The sequence below is a fragment of the uncultured Salinibacterium sp. genome (assembly GCF_963974405.1).
In the GTDB taxonomy this organism is placed as follows: Bacteria; Actinomycetota; Actinomycetes; order Actinomycetales; family Microbacteriaceae; genus Rhodoglobus.
In genome coordinates this window covers 1617674-1642437 of the sequence record NZ_CAXBBH010000001.1, presented here as the reverse complement: position 1 = coordinate 1642437, position 24764 = coordinate 1617674, and the positions used below count along the sequence as shown (strand labels likewise).

The 24764-nt window shown below is 58.0% G+C and carries 27 protein-coding genes; 13 read left to right on the top strand and 14 right to left on the bottom strand.

What is annotated here, in order from left to right:
• Positions 1-120 precede the first annotated feature (120 nt).
• Positions 121-819: a 3'-5' exonuclease gene (locus AACZ26_RS08060; RefSeq protein WP_339620525.1), complete on the top strand. Its 699-nt coding sequence runs from the start codon at positions 121-123 to the stop codon at positions 817-819.
• A gap of 153 nt (positions 820-972) precedes the next feature.
• Here the strand turns inward: AACZ26_RS08060 and AACZ26_RS08055 are convergent, their stop codons facing one another.
• Together AACZ26_RS08055 and AACZ26_RS08050 are read right to left on the bottom strand one after the other, a co-directional pair.
• Positions 973-1224, bottom strand: a complete 252-nt coding sequence (locus AACZ26_RS08055) for a type B 50S ribosomal protein L31 (RefSeq protein ID WP_339620523.1) — start codon at positions 1222-1224, stop codon at positions 973-975.
• A 73-nt stretch (positions 1225-1297) separates the two neighbouring features.
• Complete coding sequence (locus tag AACZ26_RS08050) at positions 1298-2080, bottom strand: ATP-binding cassette domain-containing protein (RefSeq protein WP_339620522.1); 783 nt, start codon at positions 2078-2080, stop codon at positions 1298-1300.
• A 129-nt stretch (positions 2081-2209) separates the two neighbouring features.
• On the opposite strand from AACZ26_RS08050, the gene serB reads away from it, so the two are divergent.
• On the top strand, positions 2210-2848 hold the full coding sequence (gene serB, locus AACZ26_RS08045; RefSeq protein WP_339620521.1) for a phosphoserine phosphatase SerB: 639 nt from the start codon (positions 2210-2212) through the stop codon (positions 2846-2848).
• Here the strand turns inward: serB and AACZ26_RS08040 are convergent, their stop codons facing one another.
• On the bottom strand, positions 2849-3571 hold the full coding sequence (locus tag AACZ26_RS08040) for a beta-ketoacyl-ACP reductase (RefSeq protein ID WP_339620519.1): 723 nt from the start codon (positions 3569-3571) through the stop codon (positions 2849-2851).
• A 70-nt stretch (positions 3572-3641) separates the two neighbouring features.
• Here AACZ26_RS08040 and AACZ26_RS08035 point away from each other — a divergent pair, with 70 nt between their 5' ends.
• The 3 genes from AACZ26_RS08035 to AACZ26_RS08025 are packed head-to-tail and all read left to right on the top strand — an operon-like array spanning position 3642 to position 5013.
• Positions 3642-3941, top strand: a complete 300-nt coding sequence (locus tag AACZ26_RS08035; protein WP_339620517.1) for a DUF3099 domain-containing protein — start codon at positions 3642-3644, stop codon at positions 3939-3941.
• The gene (locus AACZ26_RS08030) at positions 3941-4177 is read left to right on the top strand and encodes a hypothetical protein (RefSeq protein ID WP_339620655.1); all 237 of its coding nucleotides are present in this window, start codon (positions 3941-3943) and stop codon (positions 4175-4177) included. The genes AACZ26_RS08035 and AACZ26_RS08030 overlap by 1 nt, the downstream gene beginning before the upstream one ends.
• Positions 4174-5013, top strand: coding sequence for an SURF1 family protein (locus tag AACZ26_RS08025; protein WP_339620515.1), 840 nt, complete (start codon positions 4174-4176; stop codon positions 5011-5013). Before AACZ26_RS08030 ends, AACZ26_RS08025 begins: the two co-directional genes overlap by 4 nt.
• Here the strand turns inward: AACZ26_RS08025 and AACZ26_RS08020 are convergent.
• Complete coding sequence (locus AACZ26_RS08020; protein WP_339620513.1) at positions 5010-6608, bottom strand: ABC-F family ATP-binding cassette domain-containing protein; 1599 nt, start codon at positions 6606-6608, stop codon at positions 5010-5012. The two genes, AACZ26_RS08025 and AACZ26_RS08020, sit on opposite strands and share 4 nt — an antisense overlap.
• Positions 6609-6724: 116 nt before the next feature.
• On the opposite strand from AACZ26_RS08020, the gene AACZ26_RS08015 reads away from it, so the two are divergent.
• A complete protein-coding gene (locus AACZ26_RS08015) occupies positions 6725-7345 on the top strand; it encodes a biotin transporter BioY (RefSeq protein WP_339620511.1) in 621 nt (206 codons plus the stop codon).
• Here AACZ26_RS08015 and AACZ26_RS08010 read toward each other — a convergent pair.
• The 5 genes from AACZ26_RS08010 to sufB are packed head-to-tail and all read right to left on the bottom strand — an operon-like array spanning position 7342 to position 11419.
• Entirely contained in the window at positions 7342-7671 is a 330-nt protein-coding gene (locus AACZ26_RS08010; protein WP_339620509.1) for a metal-sulfur cluster assembly factor, read from the bottom strand. The genes AACZ26_RS08015 and AACZ26_RS08010 overlap by 4 nt on opposite strands.
• 4 nt (positions 7672-7675) lie before the next feature.
• Positions 7676-8440, bottom strand: coding sequence for a Fe-S cluster assembly ATPase SufC (sufC, locus tag AACZ26_RS08005; RefSeq protein WP_339620507.1), 765 nt, complete (start codon positions 8438-8440; stop codon positions 7676-7678).
• Positions 8441-8477: 37 nt separating this feature from the next.
• Positions 8478-8813 (bottom strand): non-heme iron oxygenase ferredoxin subunit, encoded by a 336-nt coding sequence (locus AACZ26_RS08000; RefSeq protein WP_339620505.1) that lies wholly within the window; start codon positions 8811-8813, stop codon positions 8478-8480.
• Positions 8810-9997 carry a Fe-S cluster assembly protein SufD gene (sufD, locus tag AACZ26_RS07995; protein WP_339620654.1) on the bottom strand — a complete coding sequence of 396 codons (1188 nt, stop codon included), beginning with the start codon at positions 9995-9997 and terminating at the stop codon, positions 8810-8812. Before sufD ends, AACZ26_RS08000 begins: the two co-directional genes overlap by 4 nt.
• A gap of 3 nt (positions 9998-10000) precedes the next feature.
• On the bottom strand, positions 10001-11419 hold the full coding sequence (sufB, locus tag AACZ26_RS07990) for a Fe-S cluster assembly protein SufB (protein WP_339620503.1): 1419 nt from the start codon (positions 11417-11419) through the stop codon (positions 10001-10003).
• 246 nt (positions 11420-11665) lie between these two features.
• On the opposite strand from sufB, the gene AACZ26_RS07985 reads away from it, so the two are divergent.
• The gene (locus AACZ26_RS07985; protein ID WP_339620501.1) at positions 11666-12586 is read left to right on the top strand and encodes a COX15/CtaA family protein; all 921 of its coding nucleotides are present in this window, start codon (positions 11666-11668) and stop codon (positions 12584-12586) included.
• Between the two features lie 25 nt (positions 12587-12611).
• On the opposite strand, the gene AACZ26_RS07980 is transcribed toward AACZ26_RS07985, so the two are convergent.
• Positions 12612-13532: a heme o synthase gene (locus AACZ26_RS07980; protein WP_339620653.1), complete on the bottom strand. Its 921-nt coding sequence runs from the start codon at positions 13530-13532 to the stop codon at positions 12612-12614.
• Between the two features lie 232 nt (positions 13533-13764).
• Here AACZ26_RS07980 and tkt point away from each other — a divergent pair, with 232 nt between their 5' ends.
• Genes tkt through pgl form a run of 6 tightly spaced genes read left to right on the top strand, consistent with a single transcriptional unit; the run spans position 13765 to position 21938 of the window.
• Positions 13765-15858 carry a transketolase gene (tkt, locus tag AACZ26_RS07975; protein ID WP_339620499.1) on the top strand — a complete coding sequence of 698 codons (2094 nt, stop codon included), beginning with the start codon at positions 13765-13767 and terminating at the stop codon, positions 15856-15858.
• A gap of 24 nt (positions 15859-15882) precedes the next feature.
• Positions 15883-16995 (top strand): transaldolase, encoded by a 1113-nt coding sequence (gene tal, locus AACZ26_RS07970; RefSeq protein ID WP_339620497.1) that lies wholly within the window; start codon positions 15883-15885, stop codon positions 16993-16995.
• Positions 16992-18590, top strand: a complete 1599-nt coding sequence (locus tag AACZ26_RS07965) for a glucose-6-phosphate isomerase (protein ID WP_339620495.1) — start codon at positions 16992-16994, stop codon at positions 18588-18590. Before tal ends, AACZ26_RS07965 begins: the two co-directional genes overlap by 4 nt.
• A 35-nt stretch (positions 18591-18625) precedes the next feature.
• A complete protein-coding gene (gene zwf / locus AACZ26_RS07960; protein WP_339620493.1) occupies positions 18626-20167 on the top strand; it encodes a glucose-6-phosphate dehydrogenase in 1542 nt (513 codons plus the stop codon).
• Positions 20164-21135: a glucose-6-phosphate dehydrogenase assembly protein OpcA gene (locus AACZ26_RS07955; protein ID WP_339620491.1), complete on the top strand. Its 972-nt coding sequence runs from the start codon at positions 20164-20166 to the stop codon at positions 21133-21135. The genes zwf and AACZ26_RS07955 overlap by 4 nt, the downstream gene beginning before the upstream one ends.
• Entirely contained in the window at positions 21135-21938 is an 804-nt protein-coding gene (pgl, locus tag AACZ26_RS07950; protein ID WP_339620489.1) for a 6-phosphogluconolactonase, read from the top strand. Before AACZ26_RS07955 ends, pgl begins: the two co-directional genes overlap by 1 nt.
• A gap of 129 nt (positions 21939-22067) precedes the next feature.
• On the opposite strand, the gene AACZ26_RS07945 is transcribed toward pgl, so the two are convergent.
• Genes AACZ26_RS07945 through AACZ26_RS07930 form a run of 4 tightly spaced genes read right to left on the bottom strand, consistent with a single transcriptional unit; the run spans position 22068 to position 24757 of the window.
• Complete coding sequence (locus tag AACZ26_RS07945; RefSeq protein ID WP_339620487.1) at positions 22068-22430, bottom strand: RNA polymerase-binding protein RbpA; 363 nt, start codon at positions 22428-22430, stop codon at positions 22068-22070.
• 29 nt (positions 22431-22459) lie between these two features.
• Positions 22460-22708, bottom strand: a complete 249-nt coding sequence (secG, locus tag AACZ26_RS07940; protein ID WP_100388976.1) for a preprotein translocase subunit SecG — start codon at positions 22706-22708, stop codon at positions 22460-22462.
• A 46-nt stretch (positions 22709-22754) separates the two neighbouring features.
• Entirely contained in the window at positions 22755-23552 is a 798-nt protein-coding gene (gene tpiA / locus AACZ26_RS07935) for a triose-phosphate isomerase (protein WP_339620485.1), read from the bottom strand.
• On the bottom strand, positions 23540-24757 hold the full coding sequence (locus tag AACZ26_RS07930; protein ID WP_339620484.1) for a phosphoglycerate kinase: 1218 nt from the start codon (positions 24755-24757) through the stop codon (positions 23540-23542). The genes tpiA and AACZ26_RS07930 overlap by 13 nt, the downstream gene beginning before the upstream one ends.
• Positions 24758-24764: the final 7 nt, after the last annotated feature.

Sequence of the window (24764 nt, the reverse complement as noted above, 5' to 3'; positions counted from 1 at the left end):
GCTGTTAGGCGCATTGAGCGACATACAGATCATGCCGCGAGCGAGCACGAAGCATCGCTCGCTGTCGCGAGTCCCGCGAGCCGAGTTCCCGGTGTCAGTGTCGCGCTCTACGCTGAGTTCATGAGCAACTCCGGCACCCTAGCCACCTTTGATCTTGAAACCACTGGCGTAGATGTAGAGACCAGTCGTATCGTTTCAGCCTGCATCGCGATCGTTGACGCGTCGGGAGCTGTAGTTTCCCGCTGGGACTGGCTCGCTGATCCTGGCGTCGAGATCCCCGCTGGTGCTGCTGCGATTCATGGCATTTCGACTGCGCGAGCCCAAGCTGAAGGCCGGCACGCAGCGCTTGTCGTCGCTGAGATCGTTCAGACCCTTAAAGTGACATGCGCCTTAGGCATCCCGCTCGTCGTGTACAACGCTCCGTACGATCTTTCCTTGCTCGATCGAGAATGTCGTCGTCACTCGGTCGATGCTCTTCCCGAGCCATATGTCGTGATCGACCCGCTCGTTATCGATAAAGCGGTAGACCGCTATCGTCGGGGCAAGCGCACGCTTGAAGTTACGTCCGCGCTTTACGGCGTTTCTCTTGATGACGCGCACGACGCCGGATCCGATGCTATTGCTGCGGCCCGCGTTGCTCAGGCGCTACTCGCTAAATATGGCGAACAACTAAGCATTCCGCTCGATGATCTTCATTTCCAACAGCAGCGTTGGTACGCAGATCAAGCCTCGAGCTTTCAGGACTATATGCGCTCGTCGAAGGGCGATCTCAATTTTGTTGCTAACCCAGAATGGCCCGTGCGTTCACTCCCCCAGTAAGCCTCTCGATCAAGAGTTCGTGGTGCGTAGCGCCTTCGGGCGCTGCGCACTAGCTGTCTCTGGCGACGCTCTGCCCTTGGGGAATGTTAATGCGCCTGTAAACAACTGAAGGCGACCGGATAACCGATCGCCTTCAGGGAAAACTGGATGCTACTAGTTGCCGAAGCCCTTGTAGCGGTTCTTGAACTTCTCAACGCGACCAGCGGAGTCCATGATGCGCTGCTTGCCGGTGTAGAAGGGGTGCGATTCCGAGGAGATTTCAACGTCAATCACCGGGTAGGTGTTGCCGTCTTCCCACTCGATCGTCTTGTCGCTCGATACCGTCGAGCGAGTGAGGAACGTGGAACCAGACGCGAGGTCGCGGAAAACGATGGGCGCGTACGTGGGGTGGATATCGGACTTCATTGGATTTCCCTGGATTCTGGATGAAAAAAGACGTAGGCGGTCACGCGGACCGACACACAAGCCTATCAGAGGATTAGGCAGCTCGTGCGGTGTAGCGACCGGCGTCTTTCGTGATGATGAGTTCGAGGCCGAAAGCGGTACTCAAGTTCTCGGAGGTAACAATGTCTTCGATCCTACCCGCGCTGTGGACGGAACCGTCGGTCAAAACCAGCGCGTGGGTGAATCCGCGTGGAATCTCCTCTACGTGGTGCGTGACCATGACGATGGCGGGAGCCGTGTCTGCCTGCGCGTAGCCGCTCAGAAGCTGAACGAGCTCTTCCCGAGCGCCCAGATCGAGACTTGCGGCAGGCTCGTCCAACAGCAAAAGTTCAGGATCAGTCATGACCGAACGCGCGATCTGAACGCGCTTTTGTTCGCCATCGCTGAGATCGCCGAAGCGACGCTCCTCTAAATGCGAAAGGCTCCATTCGGCTAACACGCGGCGGGCTCGACGAATATCAACATTCTCGTATTGCTCGTTCCAGCGACCCGTCACCGAGTAGGCAGCGGTGAGAACCACGTCGATCACGCGTTCGTTGCCAGGCACGCGGCGAGCAAGAGCTGTCGAGGCAAAACCAATTCGCGGCCGTACATCGAAGACATCGGATGAGCCGAGGGTGCTGTCCAACACGGTGACTTCACCCGCGCTCGGGTGAATTTGAGCGGCAGCAAGTTGGAGCAGTGTTGTCTTGCCTGCTCCATTCGGCCCGAGAATCACCCACCGGTCGGAATCATCCGCGCTCCAAGAAACAGAGTCGAGGATCGTATTGCCGCTTCGAGTAACGGTGACGTCGGTGAAAGAAAGAACGCTAGCCATGATGTGATCATCATATTGCTTCCCACGCTTCCATGGGCGAGGTGCGAAGGGCGATCCCGATAGTCTGGCGGGTGAAGTGGTGAGGTTGGCAATCCCACAACCGAAATGATCGCAAGAAAGGTCCACGCTTTGGCACAGTTTCTCGTCGTTTTCGATGTCGACTCCACCCTTATCGAGAACGAGGTCATAGAGCTCCTTGCCGCCCGAGCCGGGGCTGAACGCGAGGTGACAGAGATTACGACTCGCGCGATGAACGGAGAACTCGATTTTGAGCAGAGCCTTCGGGCGCGAGTGGCGTCGCTGGCAGGTCTGGCCGAGAGCGTAATCGCCGAGTGTGCTCGCGACATCCGTGTCACGAAGGGCGCTGAAGAGTTGATTCGCGCAGTGAAGCGGGCGGGGGGTCGCGCCGCAGCGGTCTCTGGCGGCTTTCACGAACTCCTTGACCCACTAGCGTCAAGCCTCGGGCTCGATTACGCACGAGCCAATCGGCTCGAAGTCGTCAACGGAACCTTAACGGGCGCCGTTCTCGGGCCTGTCATTGACGCTCAAGCCAAAGCTGACGCTTTGCATGAGTGGTCTGCCGATTCAGGAATCCCGCTCTCGCGCACGATCGCGGTCGGTGACGGCGCCAACGATCTTCGGATGATGGACGTCGCCGCCCTCTCCGTCGGGATCACGGCCAAGGCGATTGTTCGCGCTCAGGCTGACGTCCACATTGACATTCGAGATCTCAGCGCCGTAATGCCCCTTCTTGGGCTGCGAGGCTAGCTAGTGCCCCATTCCCAGTCCACCGTCGACTGGAATGACAGCGCCTGAAATGTAGCCAGCGTCGTCGCTTGCTAACCACGTGATTGCCTTGGCCACCTCGGCAGGCTGAGCGAATCGGTTGGCTGGAATCTGCTTGAGGTAGGCATCCTGCTGCTCAGTTGCAAGCGCTGCCGTCATGTCGGTTTCGATGAAGCCAGGAGCGACGACATTGGCAGTGATACCGCGGCTACCTAGTTCACGAGTGAGCGAGCGAGCGAGCCCGATTAGGCCGCTCTTCGAGGCGGAATAGTTGACCTGTCCCGCCGAACCTAGGAGTCCGACGACGCTTGAGACGAGAATGACGCGACCGAAACGGGCCTTCATCATTCCTTTCGAGGCGCGCTTAACAACGCGAAAAGCCCCGGACAGGTTGGTGTCAAGCACTTCGGTGAAGTCTTCGTCGCTCATCCGCATCAGAAGCATGTCGCGCGTGATGCCGGCATTGGCAACGACGATCTCGACAGGACCCAGTTTTGCTTCGACTTCGCTGAACGCGGCATCGATGCTGGCCGGATCGGTTACATCAGCATTGACGGTGAGAGTTCCCTCTGGGCCTGTACCCGAGCGTGCAGTAACGGCTACTCGGTAGCCTTGAGCCACAAACTCTTCGGCGATCGCCCGACCGATTCCGCGGTTGCCGCCAGTGATTAGAACGATTCGTGATTCAGTTGCTGTGGTGCTCATGGTTCCCAGCATATAGTCGCCGATGGCGGCGTAGGCTTATAGCCACCACCCCGTTAACCAAAGAAAGCCCATGAACAGTCCAGAGTCAATCACGTCGCTTCCCGAGCGGCCGGATGATGAAAGGCGTCGTCGAGTCATCAACTATTCGATCGCGATGGCCATTCGCGTCGTTTGTGTGCTGCTCTGTGTCTTTGTTCGCGGCTGGTGGCTCGTGCTCCCAATTCTCGGAGCTGTTGTGTTGCCGTACGTCGCGGTCGTTCTTGCCAACCTTGAAACACGTCGCGTTGGAACGGTGAGCGCCCCCGGTCAGTTCTCGCTGGAATCTCGTGATTCCTTTCTTGCACACGGATCGGATGAGGAAGCTCGGTGATCGGAGCGAGTGGCCCGAGCACGCAACAGTGCTCACGCGCCGGTTGTGCTGAACCCGCGCAGTGGAATGTGAACTGGCGTAATCCGCGCATCCATGGGCTGGAACGGGTCAAAATCTGGTTGGCGTGCTCGGATCACGAAGAGTTTCTCCGTGAATATCTATCAAGCCGTGGCTTCCCTGTCGTGGTGAGTGCCTTGAGCGAGCCTGTGGCCGTTGTCCCGGATGGTGATGTGTGAATAAATGGCGTTTTGCGTTCTCTAGCCGCTGGTTCGGCTATCTCGCTCTCGTTGTCGCCTTCGCGATCGGCTGTGTTTTTCTCTCGCAGTGGCAGTTTGACCGACGCGAAGAAGCAGCGGCGGAGGTCGCACGGGTCAGCGATAACTGGGAGTCTCCCCCGGTGCCTCTTTCTAGCGTGATGCCGGAGCTCGACGAGTTTGATGACGACAGCAAATGGAGTTCGGTCGCGGTGAGCGGCCAGTACCTCGCCGATGAGCAGCTTTTGGTGAGAGGCCGGCCGTATGGCGGGGGCCAACCAGGATTCGAAGTTTTGGTCCCATTAGAGCTTGATAGCGGCGACGTCATTATCGTGGACCGAGGTTGGGTGCCCTCAGGGAACAGCCAAGACGAACCTGACTCGGTACCTGCTCCGCCCACGGGTCGCGTTGACGTTATCGTCCGACTCAAGCCGGGTGAGCCGACGGTATACGGCAGGTCGGCGCCCGAGGGTCAGATTGCCACAATCCACCTTCCGGCAATTGCGGAGAAACTCGCGGAGCCGACCTACACAGCCGCCTATGGGCTACTTGCGAGCGAAGACCCTGCGGTTGATGTTCTTCCGCTCCCCTACCCCAAACCTCTTCTCGACGAAGGCGCGCACTTATCGTACGCCTTCCAGTGGGTTGCGTTTGGAGTCCTTGCCTTCATTGGGCTGGCTTGGGCTGTACGCCAGGAATACCGCCTCGTTAACGAGGACGACCCTGCTGAACGAGAGCGCGCAAAGAAACGTCGACTCAAGTCAGAGAAACGCGGTCCCTCTGATGCAGAGATCGAAGACGCGCTGCTTGACTCTTAGGCCAAGCTGATGAGGTCCGCGTAGTCCTTGTTCCAGTGGTCTTCGATGCCATCGGGAAGGATCAACACGCGCTCGGGATTAAGAGCTTCTACTGCGCCCTCGTCGTGGCTGACCAAAACGACGGCACCGGTGTAGTTGGAGAGAGCTCCGAGTATTTCCTCACGGCTTGCAGGATCCAAGTTGTTAGTCGGTTCGTCGAGCAAGAGCACGTTTGCGCCGCTGACCACGATCATCGCTAGAGCCAGACGCGTCTTCTCCCCACCGGATAACACCCCTGCTGGCTTTGTAGCGTCGTCACCGGTGAACAGGAAGGATCCGAGCACTCGGCGTGCTTCCATCTCGGTGATGTTTGGAGAGGACGAGACCATGTTTTCGAGCACTGATCGCTTAACATCGATCGTCTCGTGTTCCTGCGCGTAGTAGCCAATTCTCAGGCCGTGGCCGGGTTCGATATGGCCTGTATCGGGCTCATCGACGCCGGCAAGCATTCGGAGGAGCGTGGTTTTTCCGGCGCCGTTGAAACCCAGAATCACGACCTTAGATCCACGGTCGATAGCGAGATCGACCGAAGCGAAAATCTCGAGCGAGCCGTAACTCTTACTGAGGTCGTAGCCCATAAGCGGGGTTCGACCACAGGGCGCTGGGTCAGGAAAACGCAGGGCTGCGACGCGGTCGGACGCGCGGACATCTTCAAGACCTGCGAGAAGCTTCTCAGCTCGCGCCACCATCTGGTGCGCTGAGGCAGCCTTGGATGCTTTTGCGCCGAATCGAGCAGCTTGAGCCTGCAGAGTAGAAGCCTTCTTCTCCGCGTTCGCGCGTTCCTTCTTTCGACGTTCCTCGTCGGACTGGCGCTGGCGCAGGTAGTGCTTCCACCCCATGTTGTACTGATCGATCAGTTGGCGGTTGGCATCGAGGTAGAACACCTTGTTGACGGTGTCTTCGACCAGCTCGACATCGTGGCTGATGACAATCAGACCGCCGCTGAAGTTCTTCAGGAACTCCCGCAGCCACACGACAGAGTCCGCATCAAGGTGGTTCGTAGGTTCGTCGAGGAGCATCGTGTCTGCGCCGGAGAAGAGAATACGCGCGAGTTCAATTCGGCGGCGTTGGCCGCCGGAAAGAGTGGAAAGAGGCTGATCGAGAATTCGATCAGGAAGACTCAAGTTGCTGGCGATCGATGCTGCTTCCGCCTCAGCCGCATACCCTCCAAGCGCTAAAAAGCGATCGTCGAGTTTGCTGTATCGATCCATAGCTGCGGCGCTGATGGCGGGATCGCTACTGCCCATTTCGTCTTGAGCCTGACGCATTTTGAGCACGATGCTGCCGAGCCCGCGAGCGTCAAGGATCCGGGTACGAGCGAGATCCTCGGGATTTCCCGATCGCGGATCTTGTGGCAGATAGCCGATCTCCCCGGTGCGTTCAATTTTCCCGTCCGTTGCTTCCAACTCTCCCGCGAGAGTTTTAGTCAACGTTGTCTTACCTGCGCCATTGCGTCCGACAAGCCCAATTTTGTCCCCACGGTCGACTCGAAAATTGACGCCCTGCATGAGCATGCGTGCGCCTACGCGCAACTCGAGATCATGCACAGCAAGCACGGCAAAACATCCAAATCTGGGGGTTGGGGAAAGTGGGCGACGGCACCAACCAACTAGTCTACTTGCTAGTGCTGGGTGATCAGTGCAGGCATGACTTTGTGAGGGGAAGATGCGTTGTGAGTTTCACGAGGAAACTGTTCATGCCGACGATCATCGATCTCATCTTTGGCCCAAGCATTGCAGCAAGCGTGGTTTTCGTTGCGGCGGCGGCCGGATTCATCGCAATAGTCGCGCAAATCGTCGTTCCCCTGAATCCGGTGCCCATCACGGGACAGACTTTTGCAGTGATTCTCATAGGCTTGAGCTTCGGCGCAACGCGGGCGGCGCTAGTGATGCTGCTTTATGTGCTCCTGGGACTGAGCGGCCTGCCCGTTTTTAGTAGCGCACAGGGTGGCGTCGAGGTGCTACTAGGACCGAGTGGTGGCTATATCCTCGGCTACATTCCCGCCGCTTGGCTTGTAGGCACCCTCGCGCAGAGGGGATGGAATAAGTCATTCTGGGCCGCTTGCGCTGCGGGAGCGCTTGGCACCGTAGTGATGTTCACCGCAGGCGTTCTTGGACTAAGACGGGTGCTGATCGAAACACACCGCGAGGCGACTATTGCTCTTCTGCTTGAGACGGGGGTGACCCCGTTTCTCGTCGGCGCGACCCTAAAGGTTATACTCGCCGCAGCAATCATCTCTCTCGCATCGAGAAGCGTGCTGCGGCGTCAAACGCGAACTGCAGTCGACTCTTAGATCGAGAAACCTAGTGCGCGCATCATGTCACGACCGTCATCGGTGATCTTTTCCGGTCCCCATGGCGGCATCCACACCCAGTTGATGCGGAATGCCTCGACGACGTTATCTAATGATTGGGCGATCTGCTCTTCAATAACGTCCGTGAGCGGGCAACCAGCGGAAGTAAGCGTCATGCTGATGATCAGGGCATTATTCTCGGGATCCCAGCTGAGATCATAAATAAGCCCCAAGTCAACAATGTTGACACCAAGTTCAGGGTCAACCACGTCTTTTAGGGCTTCTTCGACTTGATCAAAGAGGGCCGGTGCCAGAACTGTAGACATACGCCTAGGCTACGCTCGTGTCGGTCAAAAATCGATCGTAGCCTTCATTCTCAAGGCGATCTGCAAGTTCGGGGCCGCCTTCTTCGGCCACGCGCCCGTCAACGAACACGTGCACGAAGTCGGGCTTGATGTAGCGCAGAATGCGCGTGTAGTGCGTGATGAGCAGCAGGCCGAGTCCGGTCGCCTCCTGCGCACGGTTGACGCCTTCAGAGACGATCTTCAGTGCGTCGACATCGAGGCCGGAGTCGGTCTCGTCGAGAATAGCGAAGCGCGGCTTGAGCAACTCGAGCTGGAGAATCTCGTGGCGCTTCTTCTCTCCACCAGAGAAACCTTCGTTTACGTTGCGGTCAGAGAAGGTCTTATCCATACGGAGCGCCTTCATCGACTCGTTCACCTCTTTGATCCACGGGCGAAGAGCCGGGGCCTCACCGGCGAGAGCGGTTTTTGCGGTGCGCAAGAAATCGGCAACCTTGACCCCAGGAATCTCTACCGGGTACTGCATGGCTAAGAAGAGACCAGCGCGGGCGCGCTCGTCGATGCTCATGTCGAGAACTTCAGCACCATCGAGAGTGATCGAGCCTCCCTCGACGTGGTACTTCGGGTGACCAGCGATTGTGTATGCGAGAGTCGACTTACCCGAGCCGTTGGGGCCCATGATGGCGTGGATCTCGCCCTGCTTGATCTCAAGGTCTACACCGTTGAGGATTCGCTTTGTCCCCTGCTCGGTTTCGACACTCACGTGCAGGTCTTTGACTGACAGTACTGACATTGGTTTTTTTTCCTTAATGGTCTCGTGTGGAGAGCTGTTAGCTCTCGATGGCGACGGTGTCTTCGGGGTCGATATGAACCCCTCCGTCGTCGTCGATCTTCACTACAAAGACCGGTACAGGTTCATAGGCAGGCAGACTCAGCGGCTTTCCCGTGTCAAGCGAGAAGAGTGAGCCATGAGCCCAGCATTCAATCGCTCCATCTTCAACGAAGCCTTCGGCTAGGGAGATATCTCCGTGGGTGCAGGTGTCGCCAATGGCGTGCACCTCACCAGCCGAGTCCTTGACGATGCAGATTGCGGTGCCATCGAGCTCAACACGATAAGCCTTGTTGAGTTGGAGTTCATCGACGCCGCAGACGCGCTGAGCGGTCACGAGCGCGTTCCTTCCAACTCAGACTCGATCGCAACAGTAAGTCGCGCTTCGAGGTCTTCGTCGCCAACCTTCTGAACGATCTCTGCGAGGAAACCGATGACCACGAGGCGGCGCGCCTCTGCCTCGGAGATTCCACGAGCCTGCAGGTAGAAGAGCTGTTCGTCGTCGAATCGTCCGGTGGCACTAGCGTGGCCAGCTCCCTGGATGTCTCCGGTTTCGATCTCAAGGTTCGGGATCGAGTCGGCGCGCGTGCCCTCGGTAAGAACCAGGTTTCGGTTCTGCTCGTAGCTGTCTGTGCCAGCACCGTCGCGACCGATCAAGACGTCACCGACCCACACAGTGCGTGCGCCGTCACCCTGAAGCGCGCCCTTGTAATTGACGCGACCGCGAGTCTGGGCAGCCTGGTGGTGCAGATACACTCGCTGCTCGAGGTGCTGTCCCGCGTCAGCGAAGTACAGGCCGTAAAGTTCGCCGTCGGCGCCCTCTCCAGACAGGTGAACTGACGGGTTCACGCGAACGACTTTGCCTCCGAGCGACACGATTGTGTGCTTCAAAGTGGCCGAGCGTCCTACCTGAACAAAGTGGCTCGACAGGTGAATGGAGTCAGACGCCCAGTCCTGCACGCTCACGAAGTTAAGGGTTGCGCCCTCTTCAACCACGACTTCGACGTTCTCGCTCAGCAAGGCTTCACCGGCAGATTCGATGATCACCGTGGTGTTGCTGTGGGGACGAGCGGTGATCACCGTGTGCGCACCGCGTGCAGCAGCGCCCAGAGTCGATCGCGAGATTCGTACAGTGCTGTGCTCTTCGCCCGTTAGAGTAATCGCCAAAGCCCGTTCGAAGCTGCTCCACGCGTTTGCGGAAGCACGCTCTTCGGGCGCGCCAGCGGAAGCGACGCGAGAATCATCGCGTGAAACCCACTCGACAGTGGCACCGTCGACTGCGTCAGTAGCGATGTCGTACGGCGAGCCGTCGAGGGCATCGTCGATGAGCGGCTTAACAAGCTTGACGGGAGTGAGCTTCCACTCCGCTTCCAGTCCGTTGACCGGAGCGAAATCAGCGTGAGCGAATGACTTGGGGCGCTCCGAGCGAGTCTGGACGGGTACGAAGCCTTTTTCGCTTGCGTCCCATCCGCCGTCGCTGTGAGCCTTAAATCCGTGTTGTTCTGGTGTAACGACGGTCATCATTTAGCCGACGGATCCTTCCATGCTCAGTTCAATGAGCTTATTGAGTTCGAAGGCGTATTCCATGGGCAGTTCGCGCGCGATGGGTTCGATGAAGCCGCGGACGATCATCGCCATAGCTTCATCTTCTTCCATACCGCGGGACTGCAGGTAGAAGAGCTGCTCAGCGCTGACCTTCGAAACCGTAGCTTCGTGGCCGAGCTGCACATCATCCACGCGGATGTCGATCGCAGGATACGTATCCGAGCGAGAGATCGTGTCAACCAGCAGCGCGTCGCAGCGAACGGTGTTGGCCGAGTGGTGGGCCTTCTCATCAACGCGTACTTCTCCGCGATAGCCAGCGCGACCTCCACCACGTGCGACAGACTTCGAGACGATCGATGACGTCGTGTACGGCGCCATGTGGATCATCTTGGCGCCGGCATCTTGGTGCTGGCCGGGGCCAGCGAATGCGACGGAAAGCGTTTCGCCCTTGGCGTGCTCCCCTACCAGATAGATCGACGGGTATTTCATCGTGACCTTGGACCCGATGTTGCCATCGATCCATTCCATGGTGGCACCCTCGTGCGCGATTGCTCGCTTGGTCACGAGGTTGTAGACGTTGTTGGACCAGTTTTGGATCGTCGTGTAGCGAACGCGAGCGTCCTTCTTGACGATGATCTCAACAACTGCGGAGTGCAGGGAGTCCGACTTGTAGATCGGCGCGGTGCAACCCTCGATGTAGTGAACGTAGGAACCCTCGTCAGCGATGATCAGGGTCCGCTCGAACTGGCCCATGTTTTCCGTGTTGATGCGGAAGTAAGCCTGCAGTGGAATCTCTACGTGAACGCCCTTTGGCACGTAGACGAACGAGCCGCCCGACCAGACGGCCGTGTTAAGAGCCGCGAACTTGTTATCGCCGGCCGGAATAACGGTTCCGAAGTATTCTTCGAAGAACTCGGGGTGCTCGCGCAGTGCCGTATCGGTGTCCATGAAGATAACGCCCTTGGCTTCAAGCTCGGCGTTGATCGAGTGGAATACGACTTCGGACTCATACTGCGCAGCAACACCGGAGACGAGGCGGTTGCGCTCGGCTTCCGGGATGCCCAACTTCTCGTAGGTGTCGCGAATGTCTGCCGGAAGGTCTTCCCAAGTCTGGGCCTGCTTCTCGGTAGAACGCACGAAGTATTTGATGTTGTCGAAGTCGATCCCTGAAAGGTCCGCTCCCCACTTCGGCATGGGTTTGCGACCGAACAGCTCAAGGCCCTTGAGGCGCATCTTGAGCATAGATTCCGGTTCGTTCTTAAGCGTAGAGATGTCGCGAACGACCTCTTCGTTGATGCCCCGTCGTGCAGAGGCTCCCGCAACGTCGGAGTCGGCCCAGCCAAACTCATACTGGCCCAAGCCATTGAGTTCCGGACGATCAATCAGCACGTCGGACATTGGTACCTCTTTTCCTGCCTCTATCAACCAAGGTGGCTGCGTTGGCATTCCTTCGCACAGCACATTGCCGGGAATATTTCGCGAGGTGCACGTGCGCTGTGTCACAACACTGCTCGGGCGAACTTAGACTGAAACAGGACAAGCGAGGGATCACCCCGCTGTCATCATTGACTTCCCGGCATGGGCTGTGTTCCTGAACGCGATCCATTCTACAGGCAGAAGCCCGAAATAACAGGAGGTACGGCCGTGAACGCCGTCATCGCACGATTACCGCAGTCTGTCGACGCGCGAGTGAGATTTTTTGTCGTCACTTCGCTCGTCATCCAAATCCTTATTGTGGCTACCGGCGGAGCGGTGAGATTGACGGGGTCGGGACTCGGATGCCCAACGTGGCCGCTGTGCACCGATGAGTCGTTGATCGCTACTCCAGAGATGGGACTCCACGGTGCCGTCGAATTCGGCAATCGTCTCCTTTCCATTGTTGTGGGATTTGTGGCGATTCTTATGGTTCTGATGGTTCTACGCATACGCCGTGAACGACGCGACCTGATGGCACTATCCCTTGTGGTTTTGGGGGGCACTGTTCTACAAGGGCTTATCGGGGGCCTTTCGGTACGCGTGCAACTCGATCCGAGCATCGTCGGCGTTCACTACGCAATTTCCGCCATCTTGGTGGCCGTCAGCGCAGCACTCGTGTATCGAGCGTGGACTGGCCTGAGGGGCCCCGAGTTCTCGGTCTCGCGTCCGATCGTGATTGTGACGCATGTCACGAGTCTTCTTGTCGCTCTCACAATCGTTGCGGGAATCCTGACAACCGGAGCTGGCCCGCACGCGGGCGACGACGGCTCGGCAAGAAACGGCCTGGATGCGGGCATTCTGCAACACGTTCACAGCTGGCCGGGATACGCCCTCATTGCCGCGACTCTCGCGCTCGTGATTATGCTCGCCCGCGCTCATCAGCGACGTGTCATGGACTTCGCCATAATCCTGCTCGTGCTTGAGATCGTTCAAGCGTTGATCGGGATCATTCAGTCCCGAACTGGCCTGCCGATCCTTCTCGTGGGTAGCCACATGGTGATCGCCTGCGCGATAGCTGCAGCGATGACTGCGGTCGTGCTTTCGCTGCGCCCGAGTCTGGACCACATGGCCCACGCTGAGGGAAAGTGATCTGACCTACCGAAACTTAGGTCGTTTAGAACGGAAGCAGTGGGTCAATACCAACCGCGAGGAAAACCAGCGTGAGGTAGCTAATTGAGCTATGGAAGACACGCATCGCCTTTACTTCGCCATGCCGAATTGCTGTGTTGTAGAGACGATGTGACTCGATGATGAACCAAGCGCCGCTCAGCAACGCGACAAGAGTGTAGAGCACGCCCATCCCCGCCACCGGAACCAAGAGCAGAGAGCAAACGACGGTTGCCCACGCGTAGAGAATGACTTGGAGACCGACTGCGGCCCGGCCCCGAACCACGGCAAGCATCGGAACCCCGACTGACTGGTAGTCGGCGCGGTACTTCATGGATAACGGCCAGTAGTGCGGAGGAGTCCACAGGAAGACCACTGCGAACAGGATGAATGCAGACCACGACAAATCACCGGTGACAGCCGCCCAACCGATCAGCACGGGCATACAACCAGCAATGCCGCCCCAAATAATATTCTGCGGCGTGCGGCGCTTCAAAAGAAGCGTGTACACGAAGACGTAAAACAGGATGGCGAAAAGCGACAGAGCCGCAGCAAGCCAGTTCGTGAGTAATCCAAGCCACACGACGGAGCCAACTCCGCTGATCCACGCGAACGATAACGCTTCTCGATCACTCAGTTCACCCGTAACGAGTGGGCGCTTTTGGGTGCGATCCATCACGCGGTCAATGTCGCGGTCGATGTAACAATTGAAGGCGTTGGCCGACGATGCACTCAGGATGCCGCCAACCAGAGTGGCGAGCACTAGCCACAGGTTCGGGATGCCGTTCGCTGCGAGAACCATGACCGGAACCGTGGTCACGAGGAGCAACTCGATGACTCGCGGTTTCGTGAGAGCTACGTAGGCGCGAATCTTACGAAGGATGCCAATGCGCTCCTGTTGAGTGGGGGCTTCTAACGTGACATCCATACCAATGATTGTAATCCGCATAACAAATTGTGTTGACCGCGTTCGTCGCACGGCAGCGAGCGGTTGCTTGGTTCCCTATACTTGGGGTGCCCGCCTGTCGGTGGACTACTCGCTATCAACTCTTGGGCCGCGAGAAAATACCGACGGAGCCAAAGATGTCGCGTGGCGGGTCGTTCACGTGCCTTGATCGTTCTCGGTCGGGCACTTCGCTTGCAGAAGGGTCATTAATCTCATGGCAGCTTTTCAATGGGATCACATCGACAATAAAGCGGTAGACACCGCTCGAATTCTGGCGGCTGATGCTGTTGAGAAGGTAGGTAACGGTCATCCCGGTACCGCTATGAGCCTGGCGCCTGCAGCGTATTTGCTCTTTCAGAAGGTGATGCGGCGTGATCCTAGCGATGACCAGTGGATTGGTCGCGACCGATTCATCCTCTCTGTCGGCCACAGCTCGCTTACGCAATATGTTCAGTTGTACCTGGGCGGTTATGGTCTCGAGCTGGACGACCTCAAGGCCCTGCGCACGTGGGGCTCGCTCACTCCTGGACACCCAGAGTTCGGGCACACTAAGGGTGTCGAGATCACCACGGGCCCACTCGGCCAAGGCATCGCCTCGTCAGTCGGTTTTGCGTACGCAGCTCGTTACGAGCGTGGCCTCTTCGATCCCGAAGCAGAGGCAGGCACTAGCCCATTCGACCACTTTGTCTATGTCATCGCTGGCGATGGAGATCTACAAGAAGGTGTCTCGGCAGAAGCATCGTCGCTTGCGGGTCACCAGCAACTCGGAAACCTGATTGCGATCTACGACAGCAACCAGATTTCAATCGAAGACGACACGAACATCGCCTTCACTGAAGACGTGCAGAAGCGCTACGAGGCATACAACTGGCACGTACAAGTGGTCGACTGGAAGAAGACCGGCGAATACGTTGAAGACGTCGAAGCTCTCAACGCTGCGATAGATGAAGCTAAGGCCGCGACCGACAAGCCTTCGCTCATCATTCTTCGTACCATCATCGGTTGGCCCGCTCCCAACAAACAGAACACCGGCAAGATTCACGGATCAGCGTTGGGCGCGGACGAACTTGCTGCGACGAAGGTCGCGATGGGGCTCGACCCAGAGCAGAGCTTCGTCGTGGATGACGACGTAATTGCGCACACTCGACTGGCTGTGGAGCGTGGCAAGCAGCAACGTGCCGAATGGACCGAGAGCTTCGACAAGTGGGCTGCGGCGAATCCTGAACGCAATCAGCTGCTCGACCGGGTTCTTTCCGGCGCGCTACCGGAGGGCATCGATGACGCACTCCCCCAGTTCGAAGCAGGTAAAGACATCTCGACTCGTGCCGCTAGTGGCAAGGTTCTTGGCGCGATCGGTGCCGTCATGCCCGAGTTGTGGGGTGGTTCAGCTGATCTCGCAGAATCGAACCTGACAACGATCGCAGGCGGAAAGTCGTTCATCCCCGCAGAACACTCGACTGACGAGTGGAGCGGTGACGAGTATGGCCGTGTCCTTCATTTCGGCATTCGCGAGCACGCGATGGGCGCCATCATCAACGGAATCGTGCTGCACGGAAACACTCGTGCATTCGGTGGAACGTTCCTGATCTTCAGCGACTACATGCGTCCCGCAGTTCGGCTTGCAGCACTTATGGCGGTGCCGTCGATCTTTGTGTGGACACACGATTCAGTCGCGTTGGGCGAAGATGGGCCGACTCACCAGCCCATCGAGCAACTCGCTAGCCTCCGTATGATCCCCGGCATGGACGTTGTGCGTCCTGCAGATGCCAATGAGACGGCATGGGCTTGGAAGACGATCCTCGAGCGCCGGAACGGCCCCGCAGGTATCGCGCTGACGCGTCAGAACATTCCCGTATTTGAGCGTGGCGAAGGAGATGCAAGCGGCGAGACCTTTGCTGCCGCGTCGAACGTTTCTCGTGGCGCCTACGTGCTCGCTGAGGCTCCGAACGGGACGCCCGAGGTCATCCTGATCGCTACGGGTTCTGAAGTTCAACTCGCCGTCGAAGCACGCGAGGTGCTGAAAGCTGACGGAATCAACGCTCGCGTTGTTTCCGCACCGAGCCTTGAGTGGTTCGTGGAGCAGTCTGCGGAATATCGCGAGTCCGTTTTGCCTTCTACTGTGCGTGCACGTGTGTCTGTAGAGGCCGGGGTTTCCACGGGATGGCGCGAGTATGTAGGCGACGCAGGCCGTAGCATCTCGATCGACCACTTCGGGGCCTCTGCCGACTACAAGACGCTCTTCCGTGAGTTTGGCATCACCACCGAGGCCGTTGTGGCCGCCGCACGCGATTCACTGGATGCCGTTTAGGCGCCCCCAGTCAAGGAGATAATTATGACGAACCAAACCCCCACCGCCGAGCTCTCCAACCTTGGAGTAAGCATTTGGCTCGATGACCTCTCTCGAGAACGCATCAATTCCGGCGGTCTGCAGGAACTGATGGCGTCACGCAATGTCGTCGGTGTCACGACTAACCCGACGATCTTCGCGACGGCTCTAGCCAAGGGCGAAGCCTATGACGAGCAGGTCGCCGCTCTTGCCGCTCAGGGCACCACTGTTACTGATGCCGTGTTCGAGATCACTACGGATGACGTAGCTGCCGCCAGCGACATCTTCCGTCCCGTATACGACGCAACATCTGGGCGTGACGGTCGGGTTTCGATCGAGGTTGAGCCTGGACTTGCGCACGATGCTGCAGGAACCATCGCTCAGGCACAGCAACTCTGGGCAAAGGTCGCTCGCGAGAACGCGATGATCAAGATCCCCGCAACAGTTGAAGGACTTGAGGCAATCACCGAGACGATCGCCGCAGGTATCAGCGTGAACGTCACGCTGATTTTCAGCTTGGCACGTCACCGGGAGGTCATCGAGGCCTATCTCACCGGGCTTGAGAAAGCTCATGCGGCCGGCCACGATCTCTCTAAGATCCACTCAGTGGCTTCCTTCTTCGTCTCCCGAGTTGATACGGAAATCGACAAGCGTCTCGACGCGCTCGGAACGGATGAAGCCAAGGCGCTCAAGAGCAAGGCTGGCGTTGCTAACGCCCGTCTCGCGTATCAGGTGTTCGAGAGTGCTTTCGCAACGGAGCGCGCTCAGACGCTTATCGCTGCTGGCGCGAACAAGCAGCGTCCGCTGTGGGCATCCACCGGTGTTAAAGACCCGAGCCTTCCCGACACTCTGTACGTGACCGAACTTGCGGTTGGCGATACCGTCAACACGATGCCGGAGAAGACTCTGGAAGCAACGTTCGACCACGGCGTGATCGAAGGCCAGCAGGTGACATCGAACTATGACGCAGCGAATATCACGCTTGACGCGCTCACTGCGCTCGGAATTTCGTACGATGAAGTAACCGCTCTTCTCGAGAAGGAGGGCGTTGAAAAGTTCATTGTTTCGTGGAACGAACTTCTTGACACTGTTTCTGCCGCCCTTGAGGCTGCAAAATGAGTGTCAAGCTCGCAGTATCCGGGGCAGCTGCGGAGGCAGTGAACCGGATTGTTCCGCAGCTCGTCAATGATCTTGTTGCGAGTCGTATCACTGGCGGAGATGCCACTCTGTGGGGGCCCGACGCTGAAGATGAGTCTGCGAAGCGCCTCGGCTGGGTCGAAGCAGTCTCTGTCGGCCGCCCGATGATCGATGACATCTACGCGTTGCGCGACAAGCTGCGTGCGGATGGCATCAACCACTTTGTTCTCGGCGGCATGGGCGGCTCGTCGCTTGCGCCCGAGGTCATCACTCGCACCTATGGTGTTGAACTCACCGTTCTCGACTCGACGGATCCTGCGCAAGTTCAGGCGGCTCTCGCAGACCGTCTGACCTCTACCGCTGTGGTCATTTCGTCGAAGTCAGGTTCTACGCTTGAGACCGACTCGCAGAAGCGCATTTATGAGAAGTTCTTCACCGACGCAGGAATTGATCCCCGCGAACGTATTGTCATCGTGACTGACCCAGGATCACCTCTTGATGTTGCGGCCCGGGCTGCGGGATACCGCGTATTCAACGCTGACCCCAATGTTGGCGGGCGATACTCAGCGCTCACTGCTTTCGGACTAGTGCCCTCAGGGTTGGCCGGTGTGGATCTCGCCGAACTTCTCGATGAGGCTGAAGCAGTGATGGTTGAGCTTGCGGTTGATAACGAGAGCAACCCCGGTCTCGTCCTGGGCGCTGCAATCGCCGGAGCTGATCCTCGTAAAGACAAATTGGGCATCGTCTCGGATGGCACCCACATCCTCGGGTTCGGAGACTGGGCAGAACAGCTCATTGCTGAGTCGACAGGAAAGCTCGGCACAGGGATACTGCCGGTCGTACTCCAACCTGGATCGCCTGAGATCGGCGAGGGACTCGAAGACCTGCAGATTGTCCGGCTCGTCGGCGACTGGGACGACACGAAAGAAGTCGTCGAAGGTGAAATTGAAATAGCCGGATCGCTCGGTGGGCAACTGTTGTTGTGGGAGTATGCGACGGTTGTTGCCGGCCGCCTCCTCGGCATCAATCCTTTCGACCAGCCGGATGTTGAAGCTGCGAAGGTGGCAGCGCGTGAACTGATCGACAACCCGACGCCTCCAGAGGCACCAGCTTTCACGGCTGGGGATGTCGAAGTTCGTGGCACCGAAGGCGTAGTTACCAACAGCAACGATCTCGCAAGCGTCGTGTCGTCATTGCTGTCTTACTTGGACGATGACGGCTATGTCGCCATTCAGGCCTACGCAGATCGCACAGCGTACCCAGAGCTCGCGGAAATGCGGGAACGCGCGGCAGCGAGGGCGAAACGCCCCGTTACTTTCGGTTGGGGCCCTCGATTCCTCCACTCCACCGGGCAGTTCCACAAGGGTGGCCCCGCTGTCGGGGTGTTCTTGCAAATCATCGTTGTTGAGGACAGAGATCTGCAGATCCCGGACCGTCCGTTCACGTTCGGCGAACTCATCCGCGCACAGGCCGCTGGCGATGCTAGCGTTCTCGCGGGTCACGGCCGCCCGGTTTTGAGCCTTACGGTTTCAAACCCCCAGGTTTCGTTGCCGCTCGTTCTCGACGCGATCGGATAGCTGCCGCTCGAGGGCGCAGCCTACAGAGGAGAAGTATGTCCCCCGTTGACATCAGTGCTGAATTTAACCCCTTGCGGTTAGCTTCAGACCGCAGGCTCAATCGCATTGCGGGTCCGAGCGCTTTGGTCATTTTTGGCGTAACTGGAGATCTGTCGCGCAAGAAGTTGATGCCGGCGGTCTACGACCTCGCCAACCGGGGGCTGCTTCCTCCTGGCTTCGCGCTTGTAGGTTTTGCTCGCCGAGACTGGGAAGACCAGGACTTCGAAAAAGTTGTTCATGATGCGGTGAAGCAGCACGCTCGTACCGCCTTCGATGAGGATGTCTGGAAGCAACTCGCTCAAGGAATTCGCTTCGTCCAAGGAGAATTTGACGATGCGGCTGCATTCGAGCGACTCAAGACCACTCTTGCAGAGCTGGATCGTGAACGGGGAACCATGGGAAACCATGCCTTCTATCTCTCGATCCCTCCGAAGTCCTTTCCTCAAGTAACGGAACAACTCCGAAATTCAGGACTCGCTGAGCAGCGCGACGGCCGGTGGAGTCGTGTCGTCATTGAGAAGCCATTCGGTAGCGACCTCCGAACCGCTCGCGAACTCAATGATGTGGTTGAGTCTGTGTTTCCTCCGGATAGTGTGTTCCGAATTGACCACTACCTCGGTAAAGAGACGGTCCAGAACATTCTCGCGTTGCGGTTCGCGAACCAGCTATACGAGCCCCTCTGGAACTCGAATCACGTAGACCATGTGCAGATCACAATGGCGGAAGACATCGGAGTAGGGGGCCGTGCAGGCTACTACGACGGGATCGGTGCAGCGCGCGACGTCATCCAGAATCATCTTCTTCAGCTCCTTGCACTCACTGCGATGGAAGAACCAGTTTCGTTCGATGCTGCTGACCTGCGCGCGGAGAAAGAGAAAGTGCTCTCAGCTGTTCGTCTGCCCGAGAACCTTGGCGAACACACTGCTCGCGGACAGTATGCCGGCGGTTGGCAAGGGGGCGAAAAAGTAACGGGGTTCCTTGACGAAGATGGCATGAACCCCGACTCGACCACTGAAACCTACGCTGCGATTCGGCTGGACATCGGTACTAGACGCTGGTCTGGTGTGCCCTTCTACCTCCGCGCGGGCAAGCGCCTCGGTCGCCGTGTGACTGAAATTGCGGTTGTCTTCAAGCGAGCGCCCCAGTATCTGTTCGAAGAGAGTCGCACGTCAGCGCTCGGACAAAACGCCCTCGTTATTCGCGTTCAACCGGATGAGGGAGTCACAATTCGATTTGGTTCCAAAGTTCCTGGAGCAGAAATGCACGTTCGCGACGTCACCATGGACTTCGGCTATGGCCATGCGTTTACGGAGGCGAGCCCTGAAGCGTACGAGCGGCTCATTCTCGATGTGCTCCTCGGAGACCCACCTCTGTTCCCTCGACATGAAGAGGTCGAGCTCAGTTGGAAAATTCTTGACCCCATTGAAGAGTTCTGGGCGTCGCAGGGTGCGCCGGAGCAATATCGTCCCGGAACGTGGGGCCCGAAATCTGCCGATGACCTCATGGAGCGCGACGGCCGAGTCTGGAGACGACCATGATCGTTGATTTACCGAACACGACAACCGCCAAAATCTCGAAAACCCTCGTCCGAATTCGAGAAGATGGTGGTGCTGTTGCTCTCGGGCGAGTGCTTACGCTGATTATTGCTACCGAATTCGGAAACGAAGAAGAGGCAATTGAAGCAGCAAATGACGCATCTCGAGAGCACCCGATGCGTGTATTGGTCGTCTCGACCAGCGCAACGACACCGTCAGCCGACGAGGAAGCACGGGTCGATGCACAAATTCGTGTCGGCGGAGATGCCGGTGCCAGTGAGGTAATCGTCGTAACAGCGCACGGTGATGCTGCTCTTGACCAAGAGAGCCTCGTTACTGGACTTCTTCTTCCGGATGCTCCCGTTGTCGCATGGTGGCCGGGTGAGGGGCCAACCAGTGCTTCAGAGTCGCCGTTAGGTCGAATCGCGCAACGAAGGATAACCGATGCCGCGGCTAGCACCTCGCCCCTCGATGCGATGCATCGGATGTGCAAAACATATGTGCCTGGCGATACAGACTTCGCGTGGACGCGTCTGACTCTCTGGCGCGCTCAACTCGCTGCGGTGCTCGATCAGCCTCCGTTCGAACCGATCACCGCCGTTACCGTCAGCGGCGCCGCCGACTCGGCGTCCACGATGCTTCTTGCGGCATGGTTGCAGATGCAGCTCAAGGTCGAGGTGGCACTCCACGTCGCGGAAGGCTCGCCCGTTCCCACCGGAATCCATGCTGTAACCCTCGAGCGGGCATCGGGAACGATCACGTTAGAGCGCAACGTTGCGGCGGTCGCGACCTTGACACAGCCGGATCAGCCGGTGCACGACATCTCACTCCCCCGGAGAAACCTTCGCGATTGTCTCTCTGAGGAGCTGCGTAGGCTCGACCCTGACACGCTCTTTGGGAACGTCGTACGTCGCGGAGTGAGCGAAATCACTGGCGTTGAGATCGAGAAATACGTGAAGGCAGAAATCTGATGAGTAACGAACGTCGAGCAATAGTTCATCCCAACAAAGCTGAATTGGCGCACGCAGTTGCTGCGCGTTTTCTTTCTAAGGTGCCGCAGATAATTGCGGAGTTCGATGAGGCCACTGTCGTCTTGACGGGTGGAACAATGGGACAGGCTGTTCTCGAAGCAATTAATGAGTCACCACAGCGCGACGCGGTTGACTGGTCTCGGGTGAACTTTTGGTGGGGCGACGAGCGTTGGCTACCCGCCGGTGATCCTGAACGAAACGACTTTCAGGCGCGAAAGGCGTTGCTCGACCATATTCCCGTAACCGCTTCGCGAGTGCACGCAGTCGCAGCCTCGGATTCCGGTCTCTCGCTTGACGATGCGGCTCAAGCCTACGCAAACGACCTCAGGGCCCACTCAGCGCGCACGGGTAAGTACCCGAACTTCGACATCGTTTTCCTCGGGGTCGGCCCTGATGGCCATGTCGCGTCGCTTTTCCCCGAACGCGAAGGGATCAGGGAGCTCGATCGTACAGTCATTGCGGTTCGCAACTCCCCCAAGCCCCCCGATGAGCGCGTCAGCCTTACTCTCCCCGTCATCAACTCTTCTGTGCGAATTTGGGCGGTTGTCGCGGGCGCGGATAAGGCTTCTGCTCTCGGTCTGACGCTCGCGGGTGCGAGCTACAACGAAGTTCCCGCAGCAGGGCTTGAAGGTCGCCGAAAGACCTTGTTCTTTGTTGATTCGGATGCAGCGGCACAAGTGCCGGCGTCGCTAATCGACCCAGGTCAGTTCTGGACGAGTGCGGATTCCACGGATGAACACTAGAACGTAGCTAGCTCCGACCAGGGAGGTCGGCTCGAACCCTGGAACATCAGATGCTCAAGGCCCCAACCAATATTGGTTGGGGCCTTGAGCATTATGCGGAGCGCGACCCGATGGAGCTGATTGCGAGCCCTATGAACCGATAGTTCCGCGACGAGTCCGCAGCTGTACGAGTGCTTCATCAAGAAGTTCGGCTGCTTCATCATCGCTACGACGTTCTTTTACGTAAGCGAGATGCGTCTTGTAAGGTTCAAGTTTTGTCACCGAAGGAGGATTTTCTTTATCGCGTCCTGCAGGAAGCCCTGTCGAGGGCGAGTCAATCGTCTCAGGAATGTCTTCGTCAGGCACATTGGCGGCGAATGACCGAACGGTCTCGTTGCCGGCGGCATCCCAATACGAAATGTGGACACGATCAGCATGAAAACCACGATCTTGTTCGCCCATTGGTCCTGCGCCCACGCGCGAACCACGAATTGCACTTCCGCCAGATACCACTGTGTTCCTTCGTTGAGAGAGTTAGCCTCTTAGGCGCCGTCAAACTTGGTGATGAGACCGAGAACCACGATGCAGCTTATCCAGACAATACCTAAGATGACCGTGATGCGATTGAGGTTGCGCTCAGCAACACCCGACGCGCCGAGGTTGGACGTTACTCCTCCTCCGAACATGTCGGAGAGACCTCCACCGCGACCGCGGTGGAGAAGGATAAGAAGTGTGAGCAGCAAGCTCGTAATACCGAGCAATACCTGCAGCACAACTTGGAGAATTTCCACAAAAAACCTTTCGAACAGGCCGTAGCGGCCTCGAACAGTATAGCGTTTAGGTGCCGACGTGCTTGGAGAAGCGCGAAATGCTCGCGAATTCGGTTACATCTAGGCTTGCACCGCCCACGAGCGCGCCATCGATGTTGGGTTCCCGCATGAGGCTTGCGATGTTGCTCGACTTGACGGAACCGCCATAGAGGATTCGCGTCGAAGCAGCAAGGTCCTCGCCCAGAACCTCAGCGAGCGTTTCGCGGAGTCGAGCAGCAACTTGTTCTGCTTGTTCAGGAGTGGCTGCCTTTCCGGAGCCGATGGCCCACACTGGCTCGTACGCCACAACAATCTCGGGCGCGCCTGTGATGCCGGCCAGGCCAGCCTTCAGCTGAGCAACCGGCACCGCACTCGGGCCGTGAGCCTCTAGGTCATCAGCAGTTTCGCCCACGCACAGAACGGGAACTAGCCCGTGTTTGAGCGCGGCGGCAACTTTGCGAGCAAGCTGCTCATCGGTTTCGCCGTGCATCGTGCGACGCTCTGAGTGTCCAATGAGAACGTAGCGGCAGTCGAGCGCAGAAAGGAATGCTCCAGAGATCTCGCCGGTGTAGGCACCGGATTCGTGCTCAGAAAGATCTTGTCCACCGAAGCGAACGTCGAGTTTGTCGGCTGCGACGAGAGTCTGCACAGAACGCAGGTCTGTGAACGGAGGGAACACTGCTACTTCCGCTCCGTCGACGCCAAAATCGTGATTAGCGTCCTTAAGAGTCCATGCGAGCTTCTGTACGAAAGCGATTGACTGAAGATGGTCAAGATTCATCTTCCAGTTTCCCGCGATGAGCGGGACGCGCTTTACCTTTGCCATCCAAGTACCTCCAGTCCGGGGAGCTGCTTTCCCTCAAGGAACTCGAGGCTTGCACCGCCACCCGTAGAAATGTGACCAAATTGGTCGTCGTCAAAACCTAGAGCGCGAACGGCTGCGGCCGAGTCCCCGCCGCCAACCACGCCGAAACCTTCAGTGTCTGTGAGTGCTTGAGCGATCGCCTTAGTTCCAGAGGCAAACGCAGAGAACTCAAAAACGCCCATAGGGCCGTTCCAAAACACGGTCTTCGAATCCCGTATGAATTCGGCAAATCGTACGGCTGTCTCTGGGCCGATATCCAGTCCGATTCCCGCGGAACCAAACTCAGTGTCCTCGATCGCATCGGACGAAGTCACAGTGTGAGCCGCATCAGGGCCGAATGATGCTGCCACGGTGATGTCGGTGGGGAGGACGATCTCCACGCCTAGTTCATCCGCCTGAGCCAAGTAGCGCTTGACGGTCTCGAGCTGGTCTTGCTCAAGAAGGCTTGCGCCGACTTTGTACCCTTGGGCGGCGAGGAAGGTGAAGAGCATTCCACCGCCTACGAGAAGTGAGTTGACGCGAGGAAGCAAGGCGCCGATCACATCGAGCTTGTCCGAAACCTTCGAACCACCTAGAACCACGGTGTAGGGACGCTCAGGGGTTACTGTGAGGCGCTCAAGCACTTTCAGTTCTGTCTCAATGAGCAGACCAGCAGCGCTGGGGAGCACTTTCGCCAGTTCAAAGACACTCGCTTGCTTGCGGTGCACTACTCCGAAACCGTCAGAGACGAACGCGTCGCCGAAGCGCGCGAGCTTGCCAGCAAACTCTTCGCGTTCGGTCTCTGACTTGGAGGTTTCACCGGAATTGAACCGCAGATTCTCCAACAGTGCTACACCGCAGTCGTCAAGGTCCGCGACCGCCTGCTCGGCGGCGTGGCCCACGGTGTCTTTGGCAAACACGACTGCTTTGCCCAGTAGCTCCGAGAGTCGCTGAGCGACGGGCTCGAGACTGTACTGTGCATCGGGTTCTCCCCCGGGGCGACCCAAGTGAGAAACGATGACCACGCGTGCACCCTGGTTGATGAGGGCGTTGAGCGTCGGCAAAGATGCGCGAATGCGACCATCGTCGGTGATGTGGCCGTCCTTGAGCGGGACGTTCAAATCGCAACGGACGATGACGCGCTTTCCGCGCAGATCGGAGAGCGTTGAAAGAGTTCTGAGGCTCATAATCGGT

Bases quoted from the DNA above. Each gene is read 5' to 3' on its own strand.
- sufD (WP_339620654.1), bottom strand. From the start codon at position 9,997: ATGACCGTCGTTACACCAGAACAACACGGATTTAAGGCTCACAGCGAC.
- tkt (WP_339620499.1), top strand. From the start codon at position 13,765: ATGGCAGCTTTTCAATGGGATCACATCGACAATAAAGCGGTAGACACC.
- AACZ26_RS08050 (WP_339620522.1), bottom strand. From the start codon at position 2,080: ATGGCTAGCGTTCTTTCTTTCACCGACGTCACCGTTACTCGAAGCGGC.
- tpiA (WP_339620485.1), bottom strand. From the start codon at position 23,552: ATGGCAAAGGTAAAGCGCGTCCCGCTCATCGCGGGAAACTGGAAGATG.
- AACZ26_RS08010 (WP_339620509.1), bottom strand. From the start codon at position 7,671: ATGTCTACAGTTCTGGCACCGGCCCTCTTTGATCAAGTCGAAGAAGCC.
- AACZ26_RS08040 (WP_339620519.1), bottom strand. From the start codon at position 3,571: ATGAGCACCACAGCAACTGAATCACGAATCGTTCTAATCACTGGCGGC.
- sufB (WP_339620503.1), bottom strand. From the start codon at position 11,419: ATGTCCGACGTGCTGATTGATCGTCCGGAACTCAATGGCTTGGGCCAG.
- AACZ26_RS07965 (WP_339620495.1), top strand. From the start codon at position 16,992: ATGAGTGTCAAGCTCGCAGTATCCGGGGCAGCTGCGGAGGCAGTGAAC.
- zwf (WP_339620493.1), top strand. From the start codon at position 18,626: ATGTCCCCCGTTGACATCAGTGCTGAATTTAACCCCTTGCGGTTAGCT.
- AACZ26_RS08060 (WP_339620525.1), top strand. From the start codon at position 121: ATGAGCAACTCCGGCACCCTAGCCACCTTTGATCTTGAAACCACTGGC.
- AACZ26_RS07980 (WP_339620653.1), bottom strand. From the start codon at position 13,532: ATGGATGTCACGTTAGAAGCCCCCACTCAACAGGAGCGCATTGGCATC.
- AACZ26_RS08035 (WP_339620517.1), top strand. From the start codon at position 3,642: ATGAACAGTCCAGAGTCAATCACGTCGCTTCCCGAGCGGCCGGATGAT.
- tal (WP_339620497.1), top strand. From the start codon at position 15,883: ATGACGAACCAAACCCCCACCGCCGAGCTCTCCAACCTTGGAGTAAGC.
- sufC (WP_339620507.1), bottom strand. From the start codon at position 8,440: ATGTCAGTACTGTCAGTCAAAGACCTGCACGTGAGTGTCGAAACCGAG.
- AACZ26_RS07930 (WP_339620484.1), bottom strand. From the start codon at position 24,757: ATGAGCCTCAGAACTCTTTCAACGCTCTCCGATCTGCGCGGAAAGCGC.
- AACZ26_RS07955 (WP_339620491.1), top strand. From the start codon at position 20,164: ATGATCGTTGATTTACCGAACACGACAACCGCCAAAATCTCGAAAACC.
- pgl (WP_339620489.1), top strand. From the start codon at position 21,135: ATGAGTAACGAACGTCGAGCAATAGTTCATCCCAACAAAGCTGAATTG.
- AACZ26_RS08055 (WP_339620523.1), bottom strand. From the start codon at position 1,224: ATGAAGTCCGATATCCACCCCACGTACGCGCCCATCGTTTTCCGCGAC.